Origin of the sequence: Enterobacter sp. D2 (genome assembly GCF_034427575.1) — a bacterium.
Taxonomy (GTDB): Bacteria; Pseudomonadota; Gammaproteobacteria; order Enterobacterales; family Enterobacteriaceae; genus Enterobacter; species Enterobacter cloacae_M.
Genome location: NZ_JAXQPP010000005.1, coordinates 12,863 through 29,242 on the forward strand (window position 1 = coordinate 12,863; position 16,380 = coordinate 29,242).

At 57.2% G+C, this 16,380-nt stretch carries 15 protein-coding genes; 9 read left to right on the forward strand and 6 right to left on the reverse strand.

Features of this window, described 5'->3' with window-relative positions; translation table 11 throughout:
- The first annotated feature begins 9 nt into the window (after positions 1-9).
- The 3 genes from SPG90_RS18850 to SPG90_RS18860 are packed head-to-tail and all read left to right on the forward strand — an operon-like array spanning position 10 to position 2,147.
- Positions 10-1,032 carry a hydrolase gene (locus SPG90_RS18850; protein WP_039263094.1) on the forward strand — a complete coding sequence of 341 codons (1,023 nt, stop codon included), beginning with the start codon at positions 10-12 and terminating at the stop codon, positions 1,030-1,032.
- Positions 1,029-1,247 (forward strand): YheU family protein, encoded by a 219-nt coding sequence (locus SPG90_RS18855; protein WP_008503016.1) that lies wholly within the window; start codon positions 1,029-1,031, stop codon positions 1,245-1,247. The genes SPG90_RS18850 and SPG90_RS18855 overlap by 4 nt, the downstream gene beginning before the upstream one ends.
- Before the next feature lie 30 nt (positions 1,248-1,277).
- A complete protein-coding gene (locus tag SPG90_RS18860; protein ID WP_023309465.1) occupies positions 1,278-2,147 on the forward strand; it encodes a phosphoribulokinase in 870 nt (289 codons plus the stop codon).
- 66 nt (positions 2,148-2,213) lie between these two features.
- Here SPG90_RS18860 and SPG90_RS18865 read toward each other — a convergent pair whose 3' ends face one another.
- Positions 2,214-2,618: an OsmC family protein gene (locus SPG90_RS18865; protein ID WP_047173933.1), complete on the reverse strand. Its 405-nt coding sequence runs from the start codon at positions 2,616-2,618 to the stop codon at positions 2,214-2,216.
- A 311-nt stretch (positions 2,619-2,929) separates the two neighbouring features.
- Between SPG90_RS18865 and crp the strand changes: the two genes are divergently transcribed.
- The gene (gene crp / locus SPG90_RS18870; RefSeq protein ID WP_000242758.1) at positions 2,930-3,562 is read left to right on the forward strand and encodes a cAMP-activated global transcriptional regulator CRP; all 633 of its coding nucleotides are present in this window, start codon (positions 2,930-2,932) and stop codon (positions 3,560-3,562) included.
- 57 nt (positions 3,563-3,619) lie between these two features.
- The gene (locus SPG90_RS18875) at positions 3,620-5,707 is read left to right on the forward strand and encodes a YccS/YhfK family putative transporter (RefSeq protein ID WP_047173934.1); all 2,088 of its coding nucleotides are present in this window, start codon (positions 3,620-3,622) and stop codon (positions 5,705-5,707) included.
- On the opposite strand, the gene argD is transcribed toward SPG90_RS18875, so the two are convergent.
- From argD to ppiA, 4 genes are all read right to left on the reverse strand, one after another.
- Positions 5,704-6,924, reverse strand: coding sequence for a bifunctional acetylornithine/succinyldiaminopimelate transaminase (gene argD, locus SPG90_RS18880; protein ID WP_171863420.1), 1,221 nt, complete (start codon positions 6,922-6,924; stop codon positions 5,704-5,706). The genes SPG90_RS18875 and argD overlap by 4 nt on opposite strands.
- An 87-nt stretch (positions 6,925-7,011) precedes the next feature.
- Positions 7,012-7,575 (reverse strand): aminodeoxychorismate synthase component 2, encoded by a 564-nt coding sequence (pabA, locus tag SPG90_RS18885; protein WP_045403387.1) that lies wholly within the window; start codon positions 7,573-7,575, stop codon positions 7,012-7,014.
- Positions 7,576-7,605: 30 nt separating this feature from the next.
- A complete protein-coding gene (locus SPG90_RS18890; protein ID WP_322408272.1) occupies positions 7,606-8,190 on the reverse strand; it encodes a putative adenosine monophosphate-protein transferase Fic in 585 nt (194 codons plus the stop codon).
- 106 nt (positions 8,191-8,296) lie between these two features.
- Complete coding sequence (gene ppiA, locus SPG90_RS18895) at positions 8,297-8,869, reverse strand: peptidylprolyl isomerase A (protein WP_127732464.1); 573 nt, start codon at positions 8,867-8,869, stop codon at positions 8,297-8,299.
- A gap of 279 nt (positions 8,870-9,148) precedes the next feature.
- On the opposite strand from ppiA, the gene tsgA reads away from it, so the two are divergent.
- Positions 9,149-10,333, forward strand: coding sequence for an MFS transporter TsgA (gene tsgA, locus SPG90_RS18900; RefSeq protein WP_126304241.1), 1,185 nt, complete (start codon positions 9,149-9,151; stop codon positions 10,331-10,333).
- Positions 10,334-10,351: 18 nt separating this feature from the next.
- Here the strand turns inward: tsgA and SPG90_RS18905 are convergent, their stop codons facing one another.
- On the reverse strand, positions 10,352-11,653 hold the full coding sequence (locus SPG90_RS18905) for a cytosine deaminase (protein ID WP_126304239.1): 1,302 nt from the start codon (positions 11,651-11,653) through the stop codon (positions 10,352-10,354).
- 240 nt (positions 11,654-11,893) lie between these two features.
- Here SPG90_RS18905 and nirB point away from each other — a divergent pair, with 240 nt between their 5' ends.
- The 3 genes from nirB (at position 11,894) to cysG (ending at position 16,269) form a co-directional block, all read left to right on the forward strand.
- The gene (gene nirB, locus SPG90_RS18910) at positions 11,894-14,437 is read left to right on the forward strand and encodes a nitrite reductase large subunit NirB (protein ID WP_126304237.1); all 2,544 of its coding nucleotides are present in this window, start codon (positions 11,894-11,896) and stop codon (positions 14,435-14,437) included.
- On the forward strand, positions 14,434-14,760 hold the full coding sequence (gene nirD / locus SPG90_RS18915) for a nitrite reductase small subunit NirD (protein ID WP_023309475.1): 327 nt from the start codon (positions 14,434-14,436) through the stop codon (positions 14,758-14,760). Before nirB ends, nirD begins: the two co-directional genes overlap by 4 nt.
- 135 nt (positions 14,761-14,895) lie before the next feature.
- On the forward strand, positions 14,896-16,269 hold the full coding sequence (gene cysG, locus SPG90_RS18920) for a siroheme synthase CysG (RefSeq protein WP_047173937.1): 1,374 nt from the start codon (positions 14,896-14,898) through the stop codon (positions 16,267-16,269).
- The last annotated feature ends 111 nt before the right edge of the window (positions 16,270-16,380 follow it).

Sequence of the window (16,380 nt, forward strand, 5' to 3'; positions counted from 1 at the left end):
ATCGCGCTTATGACCCAAATCATTCCATCAGACTTCGACATTGCGGCCGAAGACAGCACTGAGTTCGTGCCTATGCGCGGCGTGGCCAATCCCCATTTGCAGACCATGCTGCCGCGACTGATCCGCCGCAAGGTTCAGTTCACCCCGCACTGGCAACGGCTTGACCTGCCAGACGGTGATTTTCTGGATCTCGCCTGGAGCGAAGCGCCTGAACAGGCTCGCCATAAGCCGCGTCTGGTGGTTTTCCACGGTCTGGAAGGCAGCCTGCACAGCCCGTATGCGCATGGGCTAATTGAGGCGGCAAAAGCGCGCGGCTGGCTCGGCGTGGTGATGCATTTTCGCGGCTGCAGCGGCGAACCGAATCGTCAGAAACGCATTTATCACTCGGGTGAAACCGAAGACGGGACGTGGTTTTTACACTGGCTGCGGGAAAATTATGGCACCGTGCCAACGGCCGCCGTGGGCTACTCGCTGGGCGGCAATATGCTGGCCTGTCTGCTGGCCAAAGAGGGCGAAAGCGTCCCGCTGGATGCCGCCGTCATTGTCTCCGCGCCGTTTATGCTCGAGCAGTGCAGCTACCACATGGATAAGGGCTTTTCCCGCGTCTATCAGCGCTACCTGCTCAACCTTTTGAAGGCCAACGCGGCGCGTAAGCTGAAGGCCTACCCGGATACCCTGCCGGTCAGCCTGCGCCAGCTGAAAAAGGTGCGTCGTATCCGTGAGTTCGACGACCTGATCACCGCGAAAATCCACGGCTTCGCCGATGCGATTGACTATTATCGTCAGTGCAGCGCCATGCCGCTGCTCAGCAAGATCACGCAGCCAACGTTGATTATTCATGCCAAAGATGACCCGTTTATGGATCATCACTCGATCCCCGCTCAGGAATTCCTGCCCGACAACGTTCACTATCAGTTGACCGAGCATGGCGGCCACGTCGGGTTTATCGGCGGCACGCTGCGCCGCCCGAAAATGTGGCTTGAGGCGCGTATTCCTGACTGGCTGACCCCTTATCTGGACGGTGCAAAATGATTATTCCCTGGCAGGATCTGGCTCCCGAAACGCTCGATAATCTGATTGAAAGCTTTGTATTACGCGAAGGCACCGATTATGGTGAACAGGAACGCTCGCTTGAGCAAAAGGTCAACGATGTTAAGCGCCAGCTGAAAAGCGGCGACGTGGTGCTGGTGTGGTCAGAACTGCATGAGACGGTCAATATCATGCCCCGCAACGCGTTTCACGGCTGATCTTCCACCCTTTTCAGTCAGGGAGTTGCTATGTCTGCCAGACATCCGGTTATTGCCGTTACGGGGTCGAGTGGTGCGGGAACCACCACCACCAGCCTCGCATTTCGCAAGATTTTCGCCCAGCTGAATCTCCGTGCGGCGGAGGTCGAAGGCGACAGCTTTCACCGCTACACGCGTCCGGAGATGGACATGGCCATTCGTAAGGCGCGCGATTCGGGTAAACACATCAGCTACTTCGGCCCGGAAGCCAATGACTTCGGCCTGCTGGAACAAACCTTTATAGAGTACGGTAAGAGCGGCAAAGGGCAGTCCCGTAAGTATCTGCATACCTATGATGAAGCCGTACCCTGGAATCAGGTGCCGGGAACCTTTACCCCGTGGCAGCCGCTGCCGGAACCCACCGACGTCCTGTTTTACGAAGGATTGCACGGCGGCGTGGTCACCCCTCAACACGACGTGGCGCGCCACGTGGATCTGCTGGTCGGCGTGGTCCCTATCGTTAACCTGGAGTGGATCCAGAAGCTGACGCGCGACATGAGCGAGCGCGGCCATTCGCGAGAGGCGGTGATGGACTCCGTGGTGCGCTCCATGGAGGATTACATTAACTTCCTGACGCCGCAGTTCTCCCGCACCCATATCAACTTTCAGCGCGTGCCGACGGTGGACACCTCCAACCCGTTCGCGGCCAAAAGCATCCCGTCGCTGGATGAGAGCTTTGTGGTGATCCATTTCCGCAATCTCGAAGGCATTGATTACCCGTGGCTGCTGGCAATGCTGCAGGGCTCGTTTATTTCGCACATGAATACGTTAGTCGTGCCGGGCGGAAAAATGGGGCTGGCGATGGAGCTCATCATGACGCCGCTGGTGGAGCGACTGATGGAAGGGAAGCAGATCGCGTGAGCATGTTCCCTCTCCCTGTGGGAGAGGGTTAGGGTGAGAGCATCAACACGCACGATGCCCCAACAATCACGCCTCGATCACTTCATACGAATGCGTGATTTTTACCGCTTTCTCCAGCATTAACGCCACTGAGCAGTACTTCTCCGCAGACAGGTCCACCGCACGTGAGACCGCCGCGTCTTTCAGCTCTTTACCGATGACCACAAAGTGCAGGTTAATATGGGTGAACAGGCGTGGCGCCTCTTCGCGACGCTCTGACGTGAGTTTAACCTCACAATCCGTCACGTTATGACGTCCTTTCTGCAGAATCGACACCACGTCAATTGCGCTGCATCCGCCTGCCGCCATCAGCACCATTTCCATTGGGCTGGGTGCTTTATCGCCGGAGTTACCGTCCATCAAAATCTGGTGCCCTGACGCGGACTCGCCCAGGAACGTTAAACCTTCAACCCATTTCACGCGCGCTTGCATATTCTTAAACTCCAACGTTGCATTTTTGGTGACAGATTACGCGTGCGTTACATTTCTCGCAATGGAAGGCGACCTGCATCATGCTGAAGCGAGACACCAGGAGACACGCGGCGAAAGCTATGCTAAAACACTCTGGATGCTACAGTAATACATTGACGTTACACATGTATGCAGAGGACATCAAACTTTACTGGCTGCGAAACGTTACGGTAGCCGACTTCCCAGGGTATGGGTAAGAATTCGATTGCAACCCCAGAGTCCGGATGCATCTGATGACTCTGGTGACAGCTTATAACAGAGGATAACAGCGCATGGTGCTTGGCAAACCGCAAACAGACCCGACTCTCGAATGGTTCTTGTCTCATTGCCACATTCATAAGTACCCATCGAAGAGCACGCTGATTCACCAGGGTGAAAAAGCGGAAACGTTGTATTACATCGTTAAAGGCTCGGTGGCAGTGCTGATCAAAGATGAAGAAGGGAAAGAGATGATCCTTTCTTATCTGAACCAGGGCGATTTCATCGGTGAACTGGGCCTGTTTGAAGAGGGCCAGGAACGTAGCGCCTGGGTTCGTGCAAAGACAGCATGTGAAGTGGCTGAAATTTCTTACAAGAAGTTCCGTCAGCTGATTCAGGTTAACCCTGACATCCTGATGCGTCTTTCTTCCCAGATGGCGCGCCGTCTGCAGGTCACGTCAGAGAAAGTGGGTAACCTCGCCTTCCTGGACGTTACCGGACGTATCGCACAAACCCTGTTGAACCTGGCGAAACAGCCAGACGCTATGACCCACCCGGACGGCATGCAAATTAAAATTACCCGTCAGGAAATTGGTCAGATCGTCGGTTGCTCCCGTGAAACAGTGGGCCGTATCCTGAAAATGCTGGAAGATCAAAACCTGATCTCCGCCCACGGTAAAACCATCGTGGTCTACGGAACGCGTTAATTCCGCTTAAACGGCGTGCCATCGCAAGGTGTCACGCCGTTTTTGTCTCTACTCCCCATGTGGCGCAGGCTGATCTATCACCCGGAAGTTAACTACGCACTGCGGCAAACGCTGGTGTTGTGTCTTCCTGTGGCCATAGGCCTGATCCTCGGACATCTTCAGCAAGGCCTGCTGTTTTCCCTCGTACCCGCCTGCTGCAACATCGCCGGTCTGGACACGCCGCATAAGCGCTTTTTCAAACGCCTGATTATCGGTGGCTGCCTGTTTGCCGGCTGTAGCCTCGCCGTGCAGCTTCTGCTTGCCCGGGATATCCCGCTGCCGCTGATCCTGACCGTGCTGGCGATGACGCTCGGCGTCACGGCGGAAATCAGTTCGCTGCACGCCCGCCTGCTTCCCGCCTCGCTGATTGCGGCTATTTTCACGCTGAGCCTCGCCGGGAACATGCCGGTGTGGGAGCCGCTGCTGATCTACGCCCTGGGAACATTATGGTACGGGCTGTTTAACTGGTTTTGGTTCTGGCTGTGGCGCGAACAGCCGCTGCGTGAATCCCTGAGCCTGCTCTATGTGCAGCTTGCGGATTACTGCGAGGCCAAATATACCCTGCTCACCCAGCATACCGACCCGGAAAAATCCTTACCGCCGCTGCTGACGCGCCAGCAGAAGGTGGTGGATCTCATAAGCCAGTGCTATCAGCAGCTGCATATGCTCGCCGCCAACAAGAACCACGAATACAAACGGCTGCTGCGCACCTTCCAGGTCGGGCTGGATCTGCAGGAGCACATCTCCGTAAGCCTTCATCACCCGCAGGAGGTGCAAAAGCTGGTCGAGCGCAGCCACGCCGAAGCGGTGATCCGCTGGAACGCACAAACCGTGTCCGCACGTCTGCGCGTGCTGGCTGACGATATTCTTTATCACCGCTACCCCACGCGCTTTAACATGGAAAAACAGCTGGGCGCGCTGGAGAAAATCGCCCGCCAGCATCCCGATAACCCGGTCGGCCAGTTTGCCGCCTGGCACTTCAGCCGCATCGCCCGCGTGTTGCGCACGCAGCGCCCGCTTTATCCCCGCGACCTGATGGCGGATAAGCAAAAACGGCTTCCGTTATTGCCCGCGCTCAAAAGCTATCTTTCCCTTAAATCGTCCGCCCTGCGCAACGCCGCCAGGATTAGCGTTATGCTCAGTACCGCCAGCCTGATGGGCATGGCGCTGCACCTGCCGAAACCGTACTGGATCTTAATGACCGTGCTGTTTGTCACCCAGAACGGCTACGGCGCCACGCGGGTGCGTATTTTGCATCGGGCAGGCGGCACCATGGCCGGGCTGATCATTGCGGGCGTGACGCTGCACTTCCACGTGCCGGAAGGCTATACTCTGGCAGGCATGCTGGCGATCACGCTGGTGAGCTACCTGATTATCCGCAAAAATTACGGCTGGGCGATGGTGGGCTTTACGGTGACGGCGGTATATACCCTGCAGCTGCTCACGCTCAATGGCGAACAGTTTATTGTCGCCAGGCTGATTGATACCCTGATCGGCTGCCTGATTGCCTTTGGCGGAATGGTCTGGCTGTGGCCGCAGTGGCAGAGCGGGCTGCTGAGGCAGAACGCCCACGACGCGCTGGAAGCCGACCAGCAGGCTATTCGCCTGATCCTGAGCGACGACCCGCAGCCCTCCCCGCTGGCCTATCAGCGGATGAAGGTCAACCAGGCGCACAACGCCCTGTTTAACTCGCTCAACCAGGCGATGCAGGAGCCGGGCTTTAACTCGCACTATCTGGCAGACATGAAGCTCTGGGTGACGCACAGCCAGTTTATCGTCGAGCACATTAACGCCATGACCACGCTGGCGCGCGAGCACACGATGCTGACGCCGGATCTGGCGCAGCGCTATTTGCAGTCGTGTGAAATTGCGTTGCAGAGGTGTCAGCAGCGTCTGGAGTATGACGCGCCGGGCGAGTCGGGCGACTCAAACATTCTGGAAGCGCCGGACACGTTAACCCACGGGCCAATGAGCACGCTGGAGCAGCATTTGCAGCGCGTTCTGGGGCATCTGAACACCATGCACACCATTTCGTCGGTGGCATGGCGTCAGCGTCCGCATCACGGCATTTGGTTAACGCGCCGGTTAAAGCGAACCGAGTATTAGCCTTTAACGATCTTCGCGACCGCCGAGGCAAAGCGGGTTAACCCCTCTTCGATGTCTTTGTCTTCTACCACCAGCGACGGCGCAAAGCGCATCACGTCCGGCCCGGCATTGAGCACCATCACTCCTTCGTGCGCGGCGGCGTGCAGGAAGTCGCGCGCGCGACCTTTGTACTGCGGCTTCAGCTCGGCGCCAATCAACAGCCCCATCCCGCGGATTTCGCTGAACACATCGTACTGCTCATCAATCTTTTGCAGGTGTTTTACGAACAGCTCGCGCTTCGCGCTCACGGCGTTCAACACCTCCGGCGTGTTGATAATGTCGAATGCAGCGCCCGCCACGGCGGTCGCCAGCGGGTTACCGCCGTAGGTAGAGCCGTGAGAGCCGACGTGGAACGCGGAGGCGATCTCCTGCGTCGTCAGTACCGCACTCACCGGGAAACCACCGCCGAGCGCTTTGGCGCTGGTCAGGATGTCCGGCGTAACGCCGTAGTGCATATACGCGAACAGATCGCCGGTACGCCCCATCCCGCACTGCACTTCATCAAAGACCAGCAGCGCCTGATGTTCGTCGCACAGCTCGCGCAGCCCTTTCAGGAATTCCGGAGTTGCCGCCGTCACGCCGCCTTCACCCTGGATCGGCTCAACGACTACCGCGCAGGTGTGATCGTCCATGACCGCTTTCACCGCGTGCAGATCGTTAAACGGCACGTGGACGATATCGGCTGGCTTCGGGCCAAACCCGTCAGAATACTTTGGCTGGCCGCCAACGGAGACGGTAAAGAAGGAGCGTCCGTGGAAGGCATTGTGGAAGGCGATGATTTTGGTTTTGTACGGGCTGTGGCGCGTTGTTGCGTAGTAGCGCGCCAGCTTAAAAGCGGTTTCGTTGGCTTCGGTGCCGGAGTTCATAAACAGCACGCGCTCGGCAAAGGTCGCATCAATGATCTTGCGGCCCAGGCGCAGCGCCGGTTCGTTGGTGAACACGTTGCTGGTGTGCCACAGGGTTTCGCCCTGGGTTTTCAGCGCCTCAACCAGCGCGGGATGGCAATGACCCAGCGCCGTGACCGCAATACCGCCCGCGAAATCCACATACTCTTTCCCCTGCTGATCCCAGACGCGGCTGCCCTTTCCCTTCACCGGGATAAACTCAGCCGGTGCATAAATCGGCAGGATCACTTCATCGAATGTCGCGCGGGTTATTGCTGGTTGTTCAGTTGCCATGTCATGACCATCCATTTTTATGTCACAGTTATTGTGAAAATATAATCACAAAATATGCATAAAAAATCACAGCAAGGCAACAGATATTCAGCGATTGAGGAAATTTGCCAGCAGCGCGTGCCCCTGCTCGCTGAGGATGCTTTCCGGGTGGAACTGCACGCCTTCGAGGTCCCATTCGCGGTGGCGAATCCCCATGATCTCCTGCGTATCGCTCCAGGCGGTCACCTCAAAGCAGTCGGGCAGGGTCGACGGGTCAATCACCAGGGAATGGTAGCGCGTCACGGTTAGCGGATTATTGAGCCCCGTGAATACCCCGGTGCCGGCGTGGGTGACCGGAGAGGTTTTACCGTGCATCACTTTCTCGGCGCGCACGATGGTGGCACCAAACGCCTGGGCAATCGCCTGATGGCCCAGACAGACGCCCAGGATCGGCAGCTTGCCGGCATAGTACTGGATAGCATCCAGAGAAATACCCGATTCCGAGGGCGTACACGGCCCAGGAGAAATCACGATTTTCTGCGGAGCCAGCGTCCCGATATCGGCCAGTCCGATCTCGTCGTTACGGCGGACAACCACCTCTGCGCCCAATTCACAAAAATACTGGTAAAGGTTCCAGGTGAAGGAATCGTAGTTATCAATCAGCAGAATCATGGCGGCTCCCGAAAAAAATGCCGCCCTATTCTACTCAGATTCCCACGCTTCGCTCACTACTTTGGCAAAGATAGCGTTTAGCGCGGCTAAATCTCCCGTTGCGCCGCTTCGGTTAGCCGCCACCCACTGGTCGGGGTCGATATCACGCCAGTCCAGCGAGTAGCCCGCGTGGAGCGCCAGCTGCTCGAAGAAAACGCGTTGGGCAATGCCGTTGCCGCCCATAAACGGATGCAGCATGTTGATTTCGCAGTAGTAGTGGCTAACTCTGTCAACAAACGCCGCTTTCTCAAGACCCACAAGATATTTTTCGCTTTCCAGCGCCGCCATCAGCTCGTTCCCCATCTTTTCGATGTACTCAAAATGGCAGAAGGGAATGTCACCTTTAAAAATATCCTCGGTACGGAGCTCACCTGCCCGCTTCATCTCACTGCGGTACAAATGACGATGAATAAGGCACAGATGGGGTAGCCCGGGCGCGGAAGGCCCAAGCTCCAGCGTCTCAATATGGGGTTCTGAGGGACCATTACCTTTTTCAAGGAGACAACTGGCCTGTAAATTGACGTTACGCTGCTGTTCCCAGAGACGGGATTTTTGCTTGTCGGTGAGTTTTTTCACTTAACGCCTCCCTGAATAGTCCGTTTGCCACAAGTATAAGCAGCAAAACGCGCTTTCGCAGGGAGGGCTACATAACGCGGGCCGGAGAAGCCCGCGCTCAGAAGAGTTACGGCAGAACTTTGGCGGAGAGGATAACCACTGGTTTTGACGGGACATTCTGATACGGACCGACGTCGTGAGTAGGCACCTGAGAAATCTTGTCAGCCACGTCCATCCCTTTCACGATTTTACCAAAGACCGCATAGCCAAAGTCGCGCTGACCGTGGTCGAGGAAGGCGTTATCCGCTACGTTGAGGAAGAACTGGCTGGTCGCGCTATCTTTGTCCGCGGTACGCGCCATTGAGATGGTACCGCGTTTGTTCAGCAGGCCGTTGTCCGCTTCGTTTTTAATAGCCGGGTTTGGCTGTTTCTGCTGCATTTGTTCGTTGAAACCGCCACCCTGAATCATGAAGCCTGGGATTACGCGGTGGAAAGTGGTGTTGTTATAGAAACCGCTGTTCACATAGTCGAGGAAGTTTTTCACGGAAACAGGGGCTTTCTGGCTATTCAGTTCCAGCTCAATATTCCCGGCGGAGGTGGTCAGCAGAACGTGAGGGTCCCCTTTTGCTGCCAGCGCAGCAGGGGAAACGGCAGAAAGAGCAAACACAGCTGCGACAGCCGCCAGTGTTGATTTGAGCATGAGAATTCCTTAACAAAGCGCAGTATAAAAAGCGAATGGCTTGATTCTAAAGAGCAGTATGAACGGAGACCAGCCTTTTACCTAATTTTACGAAGTTGAAACAGTTGTAACCGCGCAAACGGTTGGCTTTGGCGCCATTTTGTGTGATCTAGATCACACAAAAACATGCAATGAAGTTCTAATTTCTCTTAAAAGATATGAATAGATCACTTTAATGTCTAAAATCTGCCCGCTCTCAGCGCCCTCCTGGGCGCTTTTCTTTTTCTGAACAGGCCAGACATGACTAACAGCAATCGCATCAAGCTCACATGGATCAGCTTCTTCTCCTACGCTCTGACCGGCGCGTTGGTGATCGTCACCGGGATGGTGATGGGGAATATCGCAGACTACTTCCAGCTGCCCGTTTCCAGTATGAGTAACACCTTCACCTTCCTCAACGCGGGGATCCTGATCTCTATCTTCCTGAATGCCTGGCTGATGGAAATCGTCCCGCTGAAAACCCAGCTGCGTTTTGGCTTTGTGCTGATGGTCGCCGCCGTGGCGGGTCTGATGCTAAGCCACAGCATCGCCCTGTTCTCCGCCGCCATGTTCGTGCTCGGTCTGGTCAGCGGGATCACCATGTCGATCGGTACGTTCCTGATTACCCATATGTATGAAGGCCGCCAGCGCGGCGCGCGTCTGCTGTTTACTGACTCCTTCTTCAGCATGGCCGGGATGATTTTCCCAATGGTCGCGGCCGTTCTGCTGGCCCGCAGCATCGAGTGGTACTGGGTCTATGCCTGCATTGGTCTGGTCTACGTGGCGATCTTTATTCTGACCTTCGGCTGCGAGTTCCCGGTGCTGGGCAAAAAAGCGCAAACCACTGCAGAACCCGTCGCTAAAGAGAAATGGGGTATCGGCGTGCTGTTCCTCTCCATCGCCGCCCTGTGCTACATCCTGGGCCAGCTGGGATTTATCTCCTGGGTACCGGAATACGCCAAAGGTCTGGGCATGAGCCTGAACGACGCAGGCAAACTGGTGAGCGATTTCTGGATGTCTTACATGTTCGGCATGTGGGCGTTTAGCTTCATCCTGCGCTTCTTCGACCTGCAGCGCATTCTGACCGTGCTGGCGGGCCTGGCGACCGTGCTGATGTATCTGTTCATCAACGGCTCCCCGGAACATATGCCGTGGTTCATTCTGACCCTGGGCTTCTTCTCCAGCGCCATTTATACCTCGATCATTACCCTGGGCTCCCTGCAGACCAAAGTGGCCTCGCCGAAGCTGGTTAACTTCGTTCTGACCTGCGGCACCATCGGCACCATGCTGACCTTCGTGGTGACGGGCCCGATCGTTGCCCACAGCGGCCCGCTGGCCGCGCTGCAAACCGCGAACGGTCTGTACGCCGTGGTGTTCATCATGTGCTTCGTTCTGGGCTTCGTGACCCGCCACCGCCAGCACAACGCGGTAGCGGCATCGCACTAAACCCTGCGCCCCTTTGCATTACGCAGAGGGGCTGTTTCTGGCAAAACTCACCTCTTCTCCTCCGGTATCCATCTGGATCCAGGTTTGCGCCAGCTGCGTGGTGGCGATAATCCGCCCCTGACGAATCGACCAGCGCACCGGCACCTGACAGCGCACCGCTTCAAACCCGCTCTCCGCAGGCAGAATAATCAGGTTTGCCGGATTCCCCGTTTCAATACCGTAATCGCTCAGGCCGAAGGTACGGGCGCTGTTGTGGGTGATCAGGTTTAGGCCATTGTCGATTTGCGGATACCCCATCATCTGACAGACGTGCAGCCCCATATGCAGCACCTGCAGCATATTGCCGGTGCCGAGCGGGTACCACGGGTCGAAGACGTCGTCATGACCAAAGCAGACGTTTATGCCCGCTTCCTGCAGCTCTTTTACCCGGGTGATGCCGCGGCGCTTCGGATAGTCATCAAAGCGCCCCTGCAGGTGGATATTGACCAGCGGGTTAGCGACGAAGTTAATCCCCGACATCTTCAGCAGACGGAAGAGCCGCGAGGTGTAAGCGCCGTTGTAGGAGTGCATGGCGGTGGTATGGCTGGCCGTCACGCGCGGGCCGATGCCGGCCTCATACGCCAGCGCTGCCACCGTCTCGACAAATCGCGACTGCTCGTCGTCGATTTCATCGCAGTGGATATCCAGCGGAAGGTCATACTTCTTCGCCAGTTCAAAAGCGATGTGCAGCGACTGGACGCCATATTCCCGGGTAAATTCGAAGTGTGGGATCGCCCCCACCACGTCGGCGCCCAGCTTTAACGCCTCTTCCAGCAGCGCCGCGCCGTTCGGGTAAGAGAGAATCCCTTCCTGCGGAAACGCAACGATTTGCAGCGTTACCCACGGGGCCACCTCCTGCTTCACCTCCAGCATCGCCTTCAGGGCGGTAAGCGTCGGGTCTGAGACATCCACATGGGTGCGGACAAACTGGATGCCGTTAGCGATTTGCCACTTCAGCGTTTTCCAGGCGCGCGCTTTCACGTCGTCATGGCTGAGCAACGCCTTGCGCTCCGCCCAGCGCTCAATGCCCTCAAACAGCGTGCCGGACTGGTTCCAGTTCGGTTCGCCCGCCGTCTGGGTCGTATCAAGATGGATATGCGGCTCAATGAACGGCGGGATAGCCAGCCCACCGCGCGCATTCAATACTTCATAACTTTCGGCGTGGGTGTCGTCCATCGGGGTGATGTCACCAAATCGCCCGTTCTCAATGGCGAGCTGCCACAGCCCTTCCCGACCCGGTAAACGAACATTCTGAACAAGCCATAACGGTGTTGTAGACATACCCTTCCCCTAAAAAACGCCGCTGATTTTCAGGCGTATCGATTTTGGCAAAACCATCTCCTGATTTGTACACAAATTCAACGAGCACGAAAAGCCTGCGATTTCCGCCACTTATAAAAATCCTGACAAATCAGTCGCATACCACCTAAGGAGTAGGCTAAGACGTATTTGATTTGCATCAATGAGCGCCCCTGCTGAATCGTTAAGGTAGGCAATAATAGAAAAGAAATCGAGGCAATAATGAGCAAACTCAGACTCGCTATCATCGGTAACGGCATGGTCGGCCACCGCTTTATTGAGGATCTTCTCGATAAGGCCGATGCTGAGCAGTTCGATATTACCGTGTTCTGTGAAGAACCCCGCAAGGCGTACGACCGTGTGCACCTGTCTTCCTACTTCTCCCATCATACCGCCGAAGAGCTCTCTCTGGTGCGCGAAGGTTTCTACGAGAAGCATGGCGTAAAAGTGCTGGTGGGCGAACGCGCTATCACCATCAATCGTCAGGAAAAAGTGATCCACTCCAGCGCCGGGCGTACGGTTTTTTACGACAAGCTGATCATGGCGACGGGCTCCTATCCGTGGATCCCGCCGATCAAAGGCTCGGAAACTCAGGATTGCTTCGTCTACCGTACCATTGAAGACCTCAACGCCATCGAATCCTGCGCCCGTCGCAGCCGTCGCGGCGCGGTCGTCGGCGGCGGTCTGCTGGGTCTGGAAGCGGCAGGCGCGCTGAAAAACCTTGGCGTTGAAACCCACGTCATCGAATTTGCCCCGATGCTGATGGCCGAACAGCTCGACCACATGGGCGGTGACCAGCTGCGTCGTAAAATCGAAAGCATGGGCGTGAAGGTTCACACCAGCAAGAACACCAAAGAGATCGTTCAGGAAGGGACTGAAGCGCGCAAAACCATGCGCTTTGCCGACGGCAGCGAGCTGGAAGTGGACTTCATCGTCTTCTCCACCGGTATTCGTCCGCGCGACAAGCTGGCGACCCAGTGCGGTCTGGCCGTGGCGCAGCGCGGCGGGATCATGATCAACGACACCTGCCAGACCTCCGATCCGGATATCTACGCGATTGGCGAATGCGCCAGCTGGAATAACCGCGTCTACGGTCTGGTAGCGCCGGGCTACAAAATGGCGCAGGTCGCCGTGGACCATATCCTCGGCAGCGAAAACGCGTTTACCGGTGCAGACATGAGCGCCAAGCTGAAGCTGCTGGGCGTGGACGTGGGAGGCATTGGCGATGCGCATGGCCGCACGCCCGGCGCTCGCAGCTATGTCTATCTCGACGAAAGCAAAGAAGTCTACAAACGCCTCATCGTTAGCCAGGACAACAAAACTCTGCTCGGTGCGGTGCTGGTGGGCGACACCAGCGACTTCGGCAACCTGCTGCAGATGGTGCTGAACGCCATCGAGCTGCCGGAAAACCCGGACGCGCTGATCCTCCCGGCGCACGCGTCCAGCGGCAAGCCGTCTATCGGCGTGGATAAACTGCCGGACAGCGCGCAAATTTGCTCCTGCTTCGACGTCACCAAAGGCATGCTGATCTCCGCCATCAACAAAGGCTGCCACACCGTGGCGGCGCTGAAAGCGGAAACCAAAGCCGGTACCGGCTGCGGCGGCTGTATTCCGCTGGTCACTCAGGTGCTGAACGCCGAGCTGGCAAAACAGGGCATCGAAGTGAACAACAACCTGTGCGAGCACTTCGCGTATTCTCGCCAGGAGCTGTACCACCTGATCCGCGTGGAGGGCATTAAGTCCTTTGACGAGCTGCTGGCGAAGCACGGTCAGGGCTACGGCTGCGAAGTGTGTAAACCGACCGTCGGCTCCCTGCTGGCCTCCTGCTGGAACGAGTACGTGCTCAAGCCCGAGCATACGCCGCTGCAGGACACCAACGATAACTTCCTGGCGAACATCCAGAAAGACGGTACCTACTCCGTGATCCCGCGTTCCGCTGGGGGCGAAATCACGCCGGAAGGGCTGGTCGCCGTGGGCCGTATCGCCCGTGAATTTAACCTGTACACCAAAATCACCGGCTCCCAGCGTATCGGCCTGTTTGGCGCGCAGAAAGACGATCTGCCGGAAATCTGGCGTCAGCTGATTGAAGCCGGCTTCGAAACCGGTCACGCGTATGCCAAAGCGCTGCGCATGGCGAAAACCTGCGTGGGCAGCACCTGGTGCCGCTACGGCGTGGGCGACAGCGTGGGCTTCGGCGTGGAGCTGGAAAACCGCTACAAAGGCATCCGCACCCCGCACAAAATGAAGTTTGGCGTCTCCGGCTGTACCCGCGAATGTGCGGAAGCGCAGGGTAAAGACGTGGGTATCATCGCCACCGAGAAAGGCTGGAACCTGTACGTCTGCGGCAACGGCGGGATGAAGCCACGCCATGCAGACCTGCTGGCGGCGGATCTCGATCGCGACACGCTGATTCAGTATCTCGACCGCTTCATGATGTTCTATATCCGCACCGCCGATAAGCTGACCCGTACCGCTTCCTGGCTCGATAATCTGGAAGGCGGCATCGATTACCTGAAATCGGTGATCATCGAAGACAAGCTGGGTCTGAACGAACATCTGGAAGCGGAGATGGCGCGCCTGCGCGAGGCGGTGATCTGCGAGTGGACTGAAACCGTCAACACCCCGGCGGCGCAGACGCGCTTCAAACACTTCATCAACAGCGCCCAGCGCGACCCGAACGTACAGGTTGTGCCGGAGCGTGAACAGCATCGTCCAGCGACACCGTATGAACGAATTCCGGTCACGCTGGTGGAGGAAAACGCATGAGCCAGTGGATAAACATTTGCGATATTAACGACATCATCCCGGCCACCGGCGTATGCGCGCTGCTGGGAAGCGAGCAGGTTGCGATTTTCCGCCCTCGCCACGATGAACAGGTTTTTGCCATCAGCAATATCGACCCGTTCTTCGAGGCCAGCGTGCTCTCCCGCGGACTGATTGCCGAGCATCAGGGCGAACTGTGGGTCGCCAGCCCGCTGAAAAAGCAGCGTTTCCGCTTAAGCGACGGATACTGCATGGAAGATGAGAGTCATTCAGTGAAGCACTATGATGTCCGCGTGAAGGACGGCAAGGTGCAGCTGAAAGGCTAATCCTCCGCCTTTTCAATACGAAAAGCTTATGACCCCTTATGGGTAACGGCAGGAAAAACCGTATGTTTTGTACGATTCCTGCTGTTATCCTGACGTCAATTCTTACCCCCTCCATGAAAGCTGCGAGGTAACGTCGTGGATCACCTGCCGATTTTCTGTCAATTACGCAACCGCGACTGCCTTCTCGTGGGCGGCGGCGACGTGGCTGAACGCAAAGCGCGCCTGCTGTTAGAGGCTGGCGCCCGGCTCACCGTCAACGCCCTCACCTTCGCCCCACAGTTTGAGGTCTGGGCCCAGGAAGGGATGCTCACGCTGGAACAGGGTGAGTTTAATGAATCTCTGCTCGATACCTGCTGGCTGACGATTGCCGCGACGGATGATGATGAAGTGAACCAGCGCGTCAGCGACGCCTGCGAAGTGCGCCGAATCTTCTGTAACGTGGTGGATGCGCCGAAAGAGGCCAGCTTTATCATGCCGTCGATTATCGACCGCTCGCCGCTGATGATTGCGGTATCGTCCGGCGGACGCTCGCCGGTTCTCGCCCGCCTGCTGCGGGAAAAGCTGGAGGCCGTGCTGCCGCAGCACCTTGGTCAGATTGCCCATTACGCCGGGCAGCTCCGCTCCCGCGTGAAGCAAACCTTCTCGACCGTTGGCGAGCGCCGTCGCTTCTGGGAAAAATTCTTTGTGAACGACAGGCTGGCGCAGTCGCTGGCGAATCAGGACACCAAAGCCGTTGAAGAGACGACCGAACAGCTGCTGAGCGAGCCGCTGGACCATCGCGGCGAAGTGGTGCTGGTGGGCGCAGGCCCCGGCGATGCAGGCTTGCTGACGCTGAAAGGGCTACAGCAGATCCAGCAGGCCGATACCGTGGTTTACGATCGCCTGGTCTCTGATGACATCATGAACCTGGTACGCCGCGATGCCGACCGCGTCTTCGTAGGCAAACGGGCGGGCTATCACTGCGTTCCGCAGGAGGAGATTAACCAGATCCTGCTGCGCGAGGCGCAGAAAGGTAAGCGCGTGGTGCGCCTTAAGGGTGGCGATCCTTTTATCTTTGGTCGCGGCGGCGAGGAGCTGGAAACCCTGTGTGACGCGGGCATTCCGTTCTCCGTGGTGCCGGGCATTACGGCGGCATCCGGCTGCTCAGCTTACTCTGGCATTCCGCTGACCCACCGTGACTATGCCCAGAGCGTGCGTCTGGTAACGGGCCATCTGAAAACCGGCTGCGAGCTGGACTGGCATAATCTGGCCGCGGAAAAGCAGACGCTGGTCTTCTACATGGGGCTAAACCAGGCCGCTACGATTCAGGCGAAGCTGCTGGAGCACGGCATGGAGGCTGATATGCCGGTTGCGCTGGTGGAAAACGGTACGTCCATCAAGCAACGCGTGGTGGATGGCGTACTGACGCAGCTCGGTGAACTGGCGCAGCAGGTCGAAAGCCCGGCGCTGATTGTGGTGGGTCGCGTGGTTGAGCTGCGCGATAAGCTGAACTGGTTCTCGAATCACTAACGCATACTCTTCCTTTGCGGAGTAGTCCTTATGTGGACTACTCCCCTCTTACCGCTGTCGATAACATACCGCCCCGAAGTGGAATTTCTCCCTTTATTCCCTTGAGTTACA